Here is a 14864-nt window from a genome sequence, read left to right on the forward strand (position 1 = left end):
ATATCGAGTTTCCGTCCCCTGCGGTCCTTGAGACACTTCTCGCAGACCTGGTAGCCGCCTACCTGGTATTCCCACACCGCCGGGGGCACAGGCGCGAAATATTGTGTTTGGTTTATGTACACTCGCTCAGATTCGGCAATATAGCGAAAGCCCTGGCTTTTTGACTTTGACACGCGGCAGTCGCCCTCGCCATCGAATCGCGCAGCCGGCGGGTCGAGATCGGGTGATTTCAATAAGTGCAAGGCCGTCAGTTTCTCTCCCAGGACAGCCATCTCCCGGAAAATCACCCTGTCGGCGGTGAACGGGATACGCGGGAAATCCATACGCAGGAATTTGGTATATTTCTCGCGGTAGGCTGGCGCATAGAGCACCGCATAGACGTAATAGAATATCTCCTCCGGCGTCGGTTCGCGGCCGTACGCAGTCGCCAACGCCGCAACCACCTTCGGGTTCAGGTTTGGCCGCCGCGCGGAGATTTCGTGATGAGCAAACAGATCGTGATGGTCGTTGTTTGGGTAGAGGTAGAGGGGGAAAATGAAACCAATACCCTTATTACTCAAAGTTATTCTGCTTTCGACTATACCATCTGACACAAGTGCATGATTGAAAATTCCTTCTGCAACTTGTCTCACTGCAATCAGCGCCACGTTCTCCCCCGCCAGCATGTGACGCATGACCTCTGGGCGGGGCCTACAGATGAACCCGCTAGACCTGCCTGTGTAATAGGTATAACGTATGTCAAATGGGCGATATAGAACGGGCACGACCTTCTCGCGGGTGGGGCCTGATTCGAGCAGGTCCTTCTGAGCCAGTTCTACTTTCCAGTCGCTCGAATCCTTGCCAAGCTTGTATCCTTGCCGTGCATATTCCGGCTCCATCCGGGAGAAAACAGTTACCGTCCGCCACATTTCCTCCGGTGACCAGTGAATCGTCAGGTTGTCTCGAGCAGTCACGATACCCACACTGTTGACGGGAAAAAGTTCCGTTACGTGAATGAAGGTATTGTAAGAAGCCGTCAGAGTTTCATCCCGCGGCACGAATAAGTAGAACGGCGACCTGGGCTGCAAGTCCTGCCATGAAGTGGCGGTTATGTCATGTTTTGTCAGCCAGGTGTATTTTGACTCCTGAGTGCCCCAAAGTTCGGTGTGACTCATGGTCACGTCGCCATTTTTTTTCTTTCCGCCGCGCTTGATGAAGAAAGCGATAGCGGCGCCCTGTCTGATGTCGAAGACGTTTTCGTCCTTGCCGCCGTCCGGGCATGTTTCCTTCTTGAGAGAATTGCCGTGAAGGTCAAGGATGTAAATGTCGTCGAAGGTCCGCATCAGGCTCTGTCGCATGCCTCGGAAAGTCGGGTTGTCAAGGTACGAATGGTTGGTGATCATCCCGACAACACCGCGCCCTGCCTGTTCGATCTTCCATTGTGCAAACCGAAGGAACTTGACATAATCATCCTGGAGCCATTTGGGATTCTTTTCGCCGAGCGGCTTTCCGTCCACCTGCTTGTAGTCGTCAATCTTACCCAGAATCCAAGCGCCCCGGTTGACGGAATGCCCAGAATACGGCGGATTGCCGAGGATTACAAGTATAGGTGTCTGTTTCTTGATCTTGCCAGCGAGATGCGATTCTTCGGCGAGTGAAGCAATGCCCGGGATACGGGTCTGTTCGAGTTCTTCCATGTCAAGGGTATTGGTGAGATAGAAGGGAACCCGTTCATCGTCGGCAAGGCGGTGGCCGAGTTCCTCAAGAAAGAAGCTCATCTTGAGATGTCCTACTGCATAAGGAGCCATCATCAGTTCGAAGGCATAGAAGTTACGGAGTATGTGGCGGCGGATGAACTCCCCGCGGGCCCCAGCGCCGTACTTGCTTTCGAATTCATGAACTGCCTCCTGCGCGGCGCGGGCGATAAAAGTCATGGTGCCGGCGGCAGGGTCGAGGAGTGTCACTCCTTCGGAAGCAAGACCGTCGGGCTTGCCGAACTCGGTCTTTAGAATCGTGTGCAGGGATCGGACGATATAGGAAACAACGGGTTCCGGGGTATAATAAACGCCCCGCCGTTCCCGCGTCTGAGGATCGTATTCCGCGAGGAAAGTTTCGTAAAAGTGTATAATGGGGTCTTTGCCTTTGCCCTCGTGATAATATTGGTGCAAGATATTATGGACATCGGTCACAGCAAGCACTTCCGATATGTCGTCGATGATCCATTCCATCTGACGGGGAAGCTTGCCCCTTGAAACGAATTCGAATACTTCGCGGAGAATTCCAATAGTCTGAGGGATGTTGTCATAGGCAAGCTTTCGGTTGAATCCGTTTTCCGAACGTGTCCGTGCGGCAAAAAGCCCGTATGTTATGGTCTGGGAATAAAGGTCTGCAAAATCATCAGGGGTGAGATCGGTTATAAGGAAATGTTTGAACGCTTCATAAAATCCGTGGATAAATCCCTTTTCCCCGTTCTCACGGAGTTCCTGGGCTATAACCTCATCTTTGAGGAACCGGGTTCGCTTGGCTAGTTCAAGAGCAAGTGATTTGGCATTTTGTACCTTGGGTAATGAGAATGAAAAGAATTTATCCAGCAGGTTCAGGAACGGCTGTTCATTCTCCACAATGAGAACTTCCCGGAGGTGCTTTACCTGATAAGGACGTGAAATAAAAATCGAATCGACTAATTTGCCGTCTCGGTAAAACCTGAATTCATGGAAATTGGTCAATATGAGATTGGGGAAAGTAGTGCGGTATCGAACAAGCTGTTCGGAATCTTCAATGATATCTAATCTCTCAACTGAAGGCGCTTTAGCTTCTATATATCCTACGATTTTTTGTTTGCCGTCCCAAATACGGAAATCCGGATTACCTGCTTCGGTACTTTTCGGAAGCGTGGTAATATGAATATTTCTTCTTCCAGTGGATTCAGCATAATTAGATAATAAATTTTCAAGAGTGGAATAATAGCTCTCTTCGCGGGCGTCTTCTCTATTCATAATCTCAAATACAGAACGAAGGTAATCTTTCAGCATAATTCATCCTTGCTCAAGAATTTCTCGGTTGAGAAATGATGATTCTGCAAAAAGTATCTTGTTGCTGTCGTCGCTCTAAAAAAACCTCACCCGGCCTTCGGCCACCCTCTCCTAATTAGGAGAGGGCAAGAACAAAGCGCATAGTGAGTTACCCCCTCTCCTGACTAGGAGAGGGGGACAGGGGGTGAGGTAAAGAAACACCAGAAAATTAAGTAAAATTTACTTTTTGCCGAATCATCAGAAATAATACAACCAGATATAGATTAATGCAAATGGAAAAGGGACATCTAATCATTTCTTGCTTTGCGAACTTTGCGAGAGATTTTTTTACTCGAACAGGATATGGACAGGAAAATCGGCGGGGATTTTTTTTCTGAGGTTGCGGACGGCGAACCGGTCCGGCACAATGGCGGTGATATCGGTTCGGGAAATGGCATCCAGGCTGACATCTCCCAAAACACGCCATTCTTTTTCCCAGACCCAATGGCCTTGGTCACCGGCGGCGTGGGTGAATGCACGGTTGCAGTTTAACGGCTCGATCCCAAAGGAATAATGCACCTCTTCCGCTCCCAGAGCGGCCAGCGCTTCTTTCCGCACCGCAATACCGTAAGGCTCGAAACTATACCTGCCGTAGCGCTTTCTCCAGCGCATCAATGCCAGGGCATCACCCGGGGAGAGAGCAGTGAACGCAGAGATAGGAACGGCTTCCGGCGTTTTCCAGTCCGAACCTCGAATTTTTTGCTCCCCGATGATCCGGCCGAGCGTTTCGCATGCATTGCGCGCGTAGACAGTGTTGTCTTTCAGGAGGTCATGGTATAAATCTCGGGATTTTTCTCCGGGCCATTTCCCCGGGCAGGTTCTCGTCCAGTGTACCAGCCATTCTCCCGGAGGCAGCGGCTTCCAGGGCCGTCCGGCCAGAGAATACCGGGGTATGAACCAGTTTTCTGTCCAGGGAATACGGAAATCATCCCTGATTTTGTTACGGTACTGAGGTTCGTTCATCATGCTTTCCAATCTCCCTCCCGGCCTGATCGATATGGGATACACTACATCGGCGGACTTAAGCGCCAGGCGGTCACGTCTGGGCCAGGAGTCCTTGGGGTGGGAGGGTGAGGGGATAGTATCTTCCGGCAGGAAGACAGGCGCTGTTTTTTGTGTATCAAGGGCATAATCATCGAGTATGGCCGAGAATTCAAGCCTTCCCTCCTTGGTGTCGCCTGCTTTCACTATGAGCCTGATGGACATGCCGGAGATTCCAGCCAGGTAGGTGACCAGGTCCCAGGAGACCGGTTCAGTGCTGCAGATGATTTCCACAGGCTTGGCGGACAGGTGACTCATGGCGCTGAGGGTGGCCTGGATCCAGCCTTCCGAGCCGATCGGGTATTTCCCGTGGGCGGAGTTGAGCAGGAGGATGTTCACAATTTCCTCAAAATCTGAAAAGCTTTTGGAAAGACTGCGGCTGTTTTTGGAACCACGGAATAATAATTGATTTTATTGGGAAAATGCCATAATTTTAATCTTTGAAGCAAGGCTTTTGCAAAAGTCGTGTTATATGAAAAAAATACGAGTTATTTTTACTATAGCCCCCTATCCCTCAATCCCTTTCCCCCCGTAGGGGGGCAAGGGAAGTAGTTGCTCCACAGTCATTTCCTCCCATCCAGGGGGAAGGATGTCCGAAGGACAGGAAGGGGGCTGTGTCAAAAATATCGACTTATGCAATTGGCTCGCATTAATGTAAAAGATAAATTTCCAAAAGGAGGTAATTATGCTGAAGTTGTCAATTCTTATTACTTTGTGTATGGTGGGATACGTTTCGCAATCCTCGGCGCAAAAGAAATTGCAGGAGGATGTCCTGAAAACCTCCCTTGGTGATCTCCGCATTACTTTTATCGGTCACGCCAGCCTGATGTTTACATTCAACGGTATGGTGATCCATGTGGATCCGGTCAGCGCTCAGGCGGATTATTCTCTGCTGCCCAAAGCCGATCTGGTGCTTATCACTCACGAACATGGGGATCATCTCGATTCAAAAGCCCTGGACATAATACGTACGGACAAGACGAAAATAATCCTGACAAATGCCTCTTCCGGCAGGGTAAGGGGAGGCATGGCCATGAAAAACGGCGATAGTATGACAGTGGATAATCTGCCCATCGAGGTTGTACCGGCCTATAACATCGTAAACAAACGACCGGACGGCAACCCTTTCCATCCAAAAGGAGTGGGTAACGGCTATATAATCACCTTTGGGGACAAGCGGGTATACATCGCCGGAGACTCGGAAAACACACCGGAAATGAAAGCCCTTAAAAACATTGATGCGGCATTTTTGCCGATGAATCTTCCCTACACCATGACTCCGGAGATGGTTGCCGATGCGGCAAAAGCTTTCCAGCCGAAAATCCTTTATCCTTACCATTACGGCGAAACCGATCCTTCACGGCTGGTACAGCTTTTAAAGGATTCCCCGAACATCGATGTACGGATTCGAAGTATGAAATAGCTGTTGATTCGCATGATTCCTTGATTAACTTGATTAGATGCCGAAACGAGTTCGGCATGACACGTGTCACCCTGAACTTGTTGCCGTTTCACGGGAACGATAAAACCGTTGCCGTTTCACGGGAACGATAAAACCGTTTCAGGGGGTCATCATGGCAATCCTTTAATCCCATGAATCATGGTTCAGACAATCTTACCCAACACAGAAATTTTTTTCTATGAAACGTTCCCTGCTGCTCTCTGTTCTTGCATTTGTTTTCCTTTTTTCCTCGGTAATCGTTTCCCAAGGAGCCGGAAAAGGCGCCCTCACGGTCACAACTTATCCGGTGCCCGGAAATGTGAAAGTCGACGGCAAAGATATAGGTAAAGCACCAGTCACCATCGTTCTTGACGAAGGCGGCCACGAGATTTCATTTTTAGACTACAGCTCACAGTATACCACACCGCCTGTACAGAAAATAATAATCAAAGCAGATGATAAGATACGTATCACCGGCATGTACACGAACAGGTTTGTTCCGCGAGAACCTCCCAAAAGCTTTTTCCCTGCCGATTCCCTTTTCGTATACGGGATGAAAGATCGTCCCCGGAAAGATGGCACGATATATGACTACATTGACGGGGGCGCCATCGTATATTTACGTCACGGGTTCCGTGAAACCACCCACGCCGCGTACCGCCGTCCGGGCGGTTCCACTCTTACCCTCGATATCTATGACATGGGAACCCCTGCCGGAGCCAGGGCAGGGTTCGATGATGAGGAAATCTGCCCGTCCGGTTTCGGTCAATCCGAGATCGGCGCTCCCTGTAAAACATACCATTATGAGCCGGATTATTTCCTCTATTTCCATAAATCCAGCTATCTCGTCTATGTTTCCACCAACAATGATTCGCTGAAGACATCGGTGGAAACCTTTGCCGCCATCGTCAGCAGAAATATCAAGTAGAAAAAAGTTTCCTCTTGAAAAGGAGTATGATACCATTATGAAAACAAGGCGCCAGCCGGTTATACTGATTTTTCTGGTTCTCTTCTGTTTTACGGGAAAACCGCACATGGCAGGAACCATCTATGCGGGGGAAATCCCTGATTCAATCCTGAAAAAGTATTCCGAAAATCTGTACATTATCCGGTCCGGCAGCGGTGAAACCTCTGAAAATGCAGCGGAAGCGGCCAGATTCGAGATTTCCAAATTCTTTGAGGCGAATATCCGCGGCGAGACTATGGTAAATCAATGGATGAAAGCTCGCACCGGAAAAGGTAAAACTGAGGAGATGCGAAGCACCGAAATTACCAATACTATCCGTATAGCCTCTTCTCGTGATATACCCGGCATTGAAATTGTCTCATCAAAGGGAGACAAATCGAGGAAGCAGTTTGAGGTCTGGGCTGCGCTCGAAAAAAAGTCGTACGCCAACTCTCTCCAGGAAAAGATCAGGAAAATCGATGAAGATGTTGATCGGAAACTGGCCGATAAAGAGGGAGGGGATATGCGCCGTGTCCGTCTTCTTTCCCAGTCCGCAAAGGTTCTAATGAGCCGCGAGCAGGCATTGGGCGACTTGAATCTCCTGAAACAGGGGCCGGATGTTCCCTCAAGAAGTTCTCTTTTTGCTGCGGTCATGAACAGTCTGGACAGTCTCATCGCCGGGGCTTTCGATACAGGGCTGGTTTTCAGCGGCGGCATGGATGAGAAAGTCAGATCAGCCATGATCAAGGGGATTGTGGATGCCGGAATACGGGTCAAGGAATATCCGGATTTCCAATCAGCGGTCGGCGCAGGAGTAGACCTGATCCTGTCGGTCGAGCACAAAGTCGATTTTCCGATCACGAAAGCGACGGCGTCTGGCAAAGATTTTGTTTTCACCTGGGCGAACTGGATGGTTTCCCTGAAAGCCATGGATTCCGCTACCCAGGAAATCATCGAAACCCTGGTTTTAAATGACAAGGTAAATGGAGGCAGCGAGGGGCAAGCCCGTGAACGCATGCTGAATGCCATGTTGAAAACCCAGGTACCCAAAATAACAACCTGGGCGTACGGTGTTATCTTTAAACCGGAGAAATAACAAAAAACCTTAATTGAGAATGGATGCCGAAACAAGTTCGGCATGACATGTGTCATTCTGAACTCGTTTCAGAATCTATTTAAAAAATACCACAATTTGATAAATCTTTCATAAATAATCCCGAAGGTACTGTATTCACATCTTTTTCTATGCGAGGTTTACCGTGAAAAAAGAACAAAGATACTCTTGGCATGTCTGGGCGAGGCTGATGGTCATTGCGGTTATCGCATTGTTCATGATCGCCCAGGTCAAAACGGTAAAGGTGAGCCGTGAGGCTCAGGGGCGGAGCGGTCCCGGCTCCTTTTACGAGCTGAAAGTGCTTATTCCTTCCGGGAAACGACTTCCGGTCATTGAAGTGAAGAAAAGCTGGTATAAAGTCCGGTTTGGCGACCAGGAAGTCTGGGTTTCCGAAAATTGCCTGCTCAACGATAAAAGCAGCAGCGCCGGGACGTTTGAGAATATGGCGCTGGACGATGCGGCAGTGAAGGCTTCGCCCGCCGCCATTTCCGCCGCCATCAAGGGATTCTGGACGAGGTATTCGCATTCCGCGGGGGAAGGTCTCGCCTCTCTCCCGGTCGAGGGGTATACTCTTCCCTCAGCAGCCTTCGAAACATTTGTCCGGGAACGAACCGCTACTGTCGACCGCGAATCTCTCCTTGGCAAATACCCCGTCCGTAATCCTTATAAACCCGGTCCGACCCCATTTGTCCGGGAACAATCCATCGGATACGCCATCGCTTCGAAGGCGGCTGACGCTCCTCTTTCCACCCCACAAGTGCAGGCACTTGCGGGGACCCCGGCGTCAGGCAGCCCGGCAGTACAGTATGTTAATTCGGTAGGTATGTATCTGGCAGAAGGCACCGAACGGAGCGATATACCGTTCAAGTTTTTGATTTTGAACACCGACCGGGTGAATGCCGTTTCCTGTCCCGGCGGATATATTCTCCTCACCAAGGGACTACTCAAACTTGTGGGAGATGAATCGGAATTGGCAGCGCTGCTGGCGCATGAAATGGCGCATGTGATCGCCGGTCACGGCATGCTCGAGCTCCAGGAAAACAAGCTGCAGATCAAAGCCGGAGATGCTTTTGCTACCCTTGACCGTGAAACGAAAAGCGATTCCACCGATTATGGAGAGCTTGCCGGAATCATCGACCGCGCCGTCTCCATGGCCAACAGCCCCAGGCTCGATAAATTAGAGTTCGAAGCAGACCGTAAGGCACTGTCGTACCTGGCGCGCTCAGGCTATGACCTGAAAGGTCACCTCCGTCTTCTCACCTCATTGAAAACCAAGTTCGATGACAATATAGACATATTCGATCTGAGTTACCGTAACCACCCTGATTTTCCGAGGAGATTTTCTCTCTCCGAAAATGAGATCAAGGGGTATAGATCGTATACCGGCCGGACTTTTGCAGAGAGCTTCAAGGCAAATATGGTGTTTTAGAAATTGTCTGAACCTTGACATGATTAATGGATTAACTTGATTAGATGCCGAAACGAGTTCGGCATGACACGTGTCACCCTGAACTTGTTGCCGCTTCGCGGGAACGATAAAACCGTTTCAGGGTCTTCATGGTAATCCTTGAATCCCATAAATCACGGTTCAGACATAGGGGAGGTGCGTCACAAACCCATGAAGAAAGTATCGGTAAAGAACCGGAAAATCATTCTGGATATCGCGCTTGTTCTCACCATTTTCATTCTGGCCGCTATTCTCCTTCTCAATGACTCCCTGTTCGAGTTCAACGGCAAGCTGTTCAATTTCCTGGTGCAGAAAAGGCGGTCTGTAGAACACACGTGCAAAAATGTAGTCATCGTATGCGTCGATCAGCAGAGCCTGGACGAATACTACCGCAAAGAGCGTCAGAGCTGGCCCTGGCCCCGTGATTTTCATGCCCAGTTGGTACGGTATTTGACCGAATGCGGCGCGAAAGCTATTGTATTCGACGTGATTTTTTCCGAGCAGGATATTGACCGGGTGAATGCCGATGCCAAACCCGACAAAGTGTTCGGTGAAGCCATCGCGGAATCGGGCAGAACTTTCCTGGTCTGTCAAGTCTATGCCGTTACCGATTCCCTGACCTTTCAATCCGCCTCATTCGATGAGAAGGCATTTCTTTCAGACGACGGCATTTTCCGGGGACTCCGGATCAGAGATCACCGTTTCGCCGCGTTTCCCCTTCCGGTTCTCGCCGAAGGAACGGTCGGCATCGGTCTTTCAAACATCGAGTCCGACAGAGACGACATTATCCGTAACTATCCGCTCGCACTGAAACTCAACGGCCGGTACATCCCTTCCCTTGGTTTTGCGGTTTCACGGAACATTCTGGGGGATAAGGAAATAAACAAGAGGCTCGGTCAGGCTTCCAGCATCATCAAAAGAGTTGACTCGCGTGGCAATCTCCTCCTTAACTGGTACGGCAAAGGCGGTGTCGACGGTGTTTTTACCTATTATTCCTACCGGGCGGTGCTGCAGGCCTCCATCCGAGAGGAGAGGACAGGGAAACCCGACACCCTGAGTTCTCATTTCAGGGACAAGATTGTCCTGGTCGGTTCGAATGCACCCGGCCTTTTGGATTTGAAGGCCACTCCATTTACCTCCTTTGCCCCCTATCCCGGTGTGGAAATCCATGCAACCGCCATCGAAAATTTCCTTGCCGACGATTTCATCTCCACTGTTCCCCCCTGGATACGCATCCTTGCCATGGCGGCGGCTTCCATTCTGTTGTTTTACGGATTTAAAATCTTTCGAAATCTTCGGCTTTTGGTTGCATTGTTCCTCGGTTTCATGATAGTGGAAGTGTTTTCTTCCTATTTTCTCATCCTCAACAATATCTGGCTCCCGGGGGTGGATATATATCTGGTTAGCTCTTTGGTGTTCGTGGGGCTGGTCATCTCCGGGTATGTGAATGAAACGAAAGAAAAACGTATTCTCCGCGGACATTTCGAACGGTATGTGAATGATTCCGTCCTGTCGGATATACTGGCCAATCCCGACGCCATCGACCTGAAAGGCCGCACCATCATCGCCACCGTTATGGCCTCCGATATAGCCGATTTCACCAACATTTCGGAAAAGCTCCATGCCTATGAGCTGGTTGCCCGGCTGAACGACTATTTCTCGGAAGTATCCGAGGCGCTCATCACAAACGGCGCTTTCATCAACAAGTACATCGGCGACGCCATCCTCTCCATTTACGGCGCTTTCGGAGAGGAGCCGGAGCATCGCCGGAAAGCCTGCCGCGCTGCTCTTGCCGCTCATGAGGTGATCAACCGGAAAATCGAGCAGGCCAGAACCGAAGGCAGGGATCCTTTCCTGACACGCATCGGCATAAATACCGGCGAAATGACTCTGGGCAACATAGGCTCCGCACGGAAAATCGAATACACGGTCATCGGGGATTCGGTGAATTCCGCCTTCCGCCTCGAGGGAATAAACAAATTTTACAATACCCGTATCCTGGTCAGCGAATTCACGAAGGAGGGAGTGGAGGATGAGTTCGAGTTCCGGCTCATCGATTCTCTCCTCTATAAAGGGAAGGATATGCCGGTCTCCATCTATGAGCTTTTGGGAGTGAAGGGAAATGTCAATCCGGAGATTCTTCGCCTCCGCGACGAGTTCGAGCAGGCGCTTGATTTCTACCGGAAAAGGGAATTTCAGGAAGCAGGAAGTATTTTCGCCCGGCTTCATGAAGAAGGAGACGGGGCTTCAGGGGTTATGAGAATGCGGTGCGACCATTTTCTCTCCGAACCGCCGCCCCCGGAATGGGACGGAGTTTGGAAGATGCTGAGGAAATGAAGATCCCCCCTACCTTCGGCATCCCCCCTTTTTAAGGGGGGAGTCATGTTAGCAGGCAGCTTTTACCCCCTTAATAAGGGGGTCGCCGCTTCATGCGGCGGGGGGATTTTATCTAAAGAGCAGATAAGTAATATGGCATATCTATCGCAGAATAAAAAATGTGGGATGACCAGTATTATTATCTTTGTCTTGACAATTGGCTTATCATATATTATATACGAAACCTTATGAAATAAAGACATTTGTCGGGGAAAAGAAGATTCGAACATGAGAAAAATTGCTATCGCATTTCAATTGTCTCTTTGCTTATGCGCCCTATCCTCTTCCTCTCTCTGGGGGCAGTCTGCTGGCTTCGACAAGCTCAGCCAGCAGACTACGTCTTCGGCGAATAATAGATCGATCATGTCAGGGATCATGGGCGGACAGGCAGCATCTTCAACGGCAGCCCCTGTCGCTCAGGCGCGGAAAATATCTGAAACCGCGCTGGCAGGCTACGGCGTCCAGCTTACGAAAAGCACCAGCAGTCACACCCGGTTCGGTACGGCCTGGTCCCCCGACGGCAGCACGATCACCTACGCCGAGGACGGCGACATCTTCATTATTCCCTCCCAGGGTGGGAACCCGGTCAACCTGACCGACAGGGTACCCGGCGTTTGCATGGCCCCCTGCTTCACTCCCGACGGCAAATCGGTCACCTTCACCTGGTATGACGGGGTGGATGGAACCACCTATGAAATAGATAACATAGCTATCAGCACCCGCAATGTTACCCTTGTCATTGACAAGGCCGCGCTGGGGGTGTGGAGCCATGACGGCCGCTGGCTGGCGTTCCGGTCGCTCATCGGGCAGCTCTGTGTTGTTGACACCGGCACCGGCATCCTGAAGGTCATAAACGCCGGCGACGCCGCCTCCGGTTTGCTCGCCTTTACTTCCGATGACAAGATAATAATCACCACCATGATAGCCCTGGACGGCTCCAAAAAACTTTTTGGAATACTCCGTGACGGCGGCAATCCGGCGCAGCTTACCTTACCGCCGGGCGACCATTACTTCCCGCAGTGCTCCCCGGACGGCAACTGGGTGATCTATTCCGTCTGGTCCGCGATTGACTCCAAATACAGACTTAATGCGTTCAGCACCGCGACCCTTGAAGTAAAACCCATCTTTGGCCTCGAAGTCACTGCAAGCTGCATGTACGGCGCATTCTCCCCCGACAACCGCAAGATCAGCTATCTCGCGGATATCGCAGGGAATGGAACGTACGAGGTGTTTGCGACGGATTCACCCTTTGCTCTGCCTACCGTGGTCACACTTGCCGACACCCCCTGGCCGATGCGCGGGCAGAACCTTCAGCACACGGGAAGAGGGATCGCCACCGTTGCTGCGTCGAGCACGGTAAAATGGAAATTCCAACCAGATAATTCTGTCAATTCTTCCCCCGCGATAGGCTCCGATGGCACGATTTATGTGGGGTCTGATGATAATTATCTCTACGCGGTAAAATCTGACGGGACATTGAAATGGAAATTCCCGACAGGGTTTATAGTCCGTTTATCGCCCGCGATAGGCTCCGATGGCACGGTGTATGTGGGATCTTTTGATAATTATTTCTACGCGGTAAAATCTGACGGGACATTGAAATGGAAATTCCAGACTGGTAGTTCTGTCGGATCCTCGCCTGCGATAGGCACCGACGGCACGGTGTATGTGGGGTCTTATGATAAATATCTCTACGCGGTAAAATCTGACGGGACATTGAAATGGAAATTCCAGACTGGTAGTTATGTCTCTTCCTCGCCCGCGATAGGCACCGACGGCACGGTGTATGTGGGGTCTTATGATACTTATCTCTACGCGGTAAAATCGGACGGTACATTAAAATGGAAATTCCAGACCGGGGATGTGATCGATTTGTCCTCGCCCGCGATAAGCTCTGACGGTACGGTGTATGTGGGGTCTAATGATTTTTCTTTCTACGCGGTTAAATCTGACGGGACATTGAAATGGAAATTCCAGACTGGGAGTTATGTCACTACCTCGCCCGCGATTGGCTCCGACGGTGCGGTTTATGTGGGGGCGCATGATGGTTATCTCTACGCTTTCGCTCCGGAAACCCCCGGCGGAACCATAACCGTCACCACACCCAACGGCGGGGAGAAGATCGTCGCCGGAACCGATTTCAAGATCACCTGGACGGCGACCGGCGTCACGGCGTTTACGGTGGAGTTCTCGGCCGACGGCGGCACGGTGTGGACCCCCGTTCCAGCCGCGGCGATTGACAACACCGCGAAGGTGTGTACGTGGAGAGTTCCGACCCTCGCCTCGGACAAATATCTTGTTCGGGTGAGCGATTCAAGCAACAAAGCGGTGTCCGACGTGAGCAACGCCGTTTTCTCCATCATCCCGGCAACCGTTGCGGGAGTCAGAGTTACCGCCCCCAACGGCGGCGAATCCTGGACCGCCGGCGCCACGCAGACTGTCACGTGGACGAGTTCCGGTGTCACGAACGTCAAGATCGAATATACGACCGACAGCGGAACGACCTGGACAGCAATCACCGCCTCGATGCTCGCATCTTCCGGTTCATTAGCATGGGCGATCCCCGCAACGCTCAATTCGCCTGGCTGCAAAGTGCGAATCACCGACACGACGAATTCTGCGGTCACTGATGTGAGTGATGGGGTATTCACCATTTTACCTGTTCCTAAAATCGTAGTAACCTCTCCCAACGGCGGCGAAAAATGGCCGGTCGGCTCTACCCAGATGATCAAGTGGGATGGAGTTGCAACAGCGAAGGTGGAATTCACCATCGACAGCGGAACAACCTGGACAACCCTTCCCGCTTCCGCAACGACATTGGCAAACGCCTATTCGTGGACGATTCCCGATATGAAGTCGGACAGGTGCCTTGTCCGGGTGACGAACCTCGCGGGAACTGTGAGCGATGTCAGCGACGGGGTTTTTAGCATCGTGGCGGCTGCGCCGACAGCAAGTATACGGGTAACCGCCCCCAACGGTGGCGAGTCCTGGACCGCAGGGACCACGCAAAACGTCACCTGGACCGCGACCGGCGTCACGAACGTCAAAATCGAATATACGACGAACAACGGCTCGACATTGTCGCAGATTGCAGCGAGCACGCCAGCGAGCGCGGGGACGTATGCGTGGACGATACACGTCGCGACGCCTGCATCGGCGCAATGCTTTGTGAGGGTCAGCGATGCTTCGAATGCGGCGGTGAACGATGTGAGCAATGCAGTATTCAGCATTGTGGCTGCTGCGCCTGCGGCGAGCATTAAGGTAACCGCGCCCAACGGCGGCGAAAGATGGACGCAAGGCTCCACTCTGGCCATCACCTGGGATCATTCCGGCGTCAGCACGGTCAAGATCGAATTTTCCACCGATGGCGGCTCGACGTGGATGCTGGAATATACGGGCTCCTTTGCGTACCTTAGAACCTACAGTTGGAAAGTGCCGAATGTAATTTC

General features: G+C 51.3%; 8 protein-coding genes. 6 read left to right on the forward strand and 2 right to left on the reverse strand.

Annotated elements, in window-relative coordinates; translation table 11 throughout:
• The coding region (locus Q8O92_14240; protein MDP2984474.1) for a type ISP restriction/modification enzyme at nucleotides 1-3011 on the reverse strand (3011 nt) is incomplete at its 3' end.
• 327 nt (nucleotides 3012-3338) lie between these two features.
• Complete coding sequence (locus tag Q8O92_14245; GenBank protein MDP2984475.1) at nucleotides 3339-4430, reverse strand: hypothetical protein; 1092 nt, start codon at nucleotides 4428-4430, stop codon at nucleotides 3339-3341.
• 346 nt (nucleotides 4431-4776) lie between these two features.
• Here Q8O92_14245 and Q8O92_14250 point away from each other — a divergent pair, with 346 nt between their 5' ends.
• The 6 genes from Q8O92_14250 to Q8O92_14275 form a co-directional block, all read left to right on the forward strand.
• Nucleotides 4777-5514 carry an MBL fold metallo-hydrolase gene (locus Q8O92_14250; protein ID MDP2984476.1) on the forward strand — a complete coding sequence of 246 codons (738 nt, stop codon included), beginning with the start codon at nucleotides 4777-4779 and terminating at the stop codon, nucleotides 5512-5514.
• Between the two features lie 217 nt (nucleotides 5515-5731).
• Nucleotides 5732-6460, forward strand: a complete 729-nt coding sequence (locus Q8O92_14255) for a PEGA domain-containing protein (protein ID MDP2984477.1) — start codon at nucleotides 5732-5734, stop codon at nucleotides 6458-6460.
• Between the two features lie 37 nt (nucleotides 6461-6497).
• Nucleotides 6498-7574, forward strand: coding sequence for a hypothetical protein (locus tag Q8O92_14260; GenBank protein ID MDP2984478.1), 1077 nt, complete (start codon nucleotides 6498-6500; stop codon nucleotides 7572-7574).
• A 163-nt stretch (nucleotides 7575-7737) separates the two neighbouring features.
• Complete coding sequence (locus tag Q8O92_14265; protein ID MDP2984479.1) at nucleotides 7738-9021, forward strand: M48 family metallopeptidase; 1284 nt, start codon at nucleotides 7738-7740, stop codon at nucleotides 9019-9021.
• Nucleotides 9022-9210: 189 nt separating this feature from the next.
• Nucleotides 9211-11376, forward strand: a complete 2166-nt coding sequence (locus Q8O92_14270; protein MDP2984480.1) for an adenylate/guanylate cyclase domain-containing protein — start codon at nucleotides 9211-9213, stop codon at nucleotides 11374-11376.
• A gap of 267 nt (nucleotides 11377-11643) precedes the next feature.
• Nucleotides 11644-14864 (forward strand): PQQ-binding-like beta-propeller repeat protein (locus Q8O92_14275; GenBank protein MDP2984481.1); only part of this gene is annotated, 3221 nt, incomplete at its 3' end.

Origin of the sequence: Candidatus Latescibacter sp., from assembly GCA_030692375.1 — a bacterium.
In the GTDB taxonomy this organism is placed as follows: Bacteria; Latescibacterota; Latescibacteria; order Latescibacterales; family Latescibacteraceae; genus JAUYCD01.

Coding starts and splice junctions, on each gene's coding strand:
- Q8O92_14260 (MDP2984478.1), top strand. CDS start 6,498: ATGAAAACAAGGCGCCAGCCGGTTATACTGATTTTTCTGGTTCTCTTC.
- Q8O92_14255 (MDP2984477.1), top strand. CDS start 5,732: ATGAAACGTTCCCTGCTGCTCTCTGTTCTTGCATTTGTTTTCCTTTTT.
- Q8O92_14250 (MDP2984476.1), top strand. CDS start 4,777: ATGCTGAAGTTGTCAATTCTTATTACTTTGTGTATGGTGGGATACGTT.
- Q8O92_14270 (MDP2984480.1), top strand. CDS start 9,211: ATGAAGAAAGTATCGGTAAAGAACCGGAAAATCATTCTGGATATCGCG.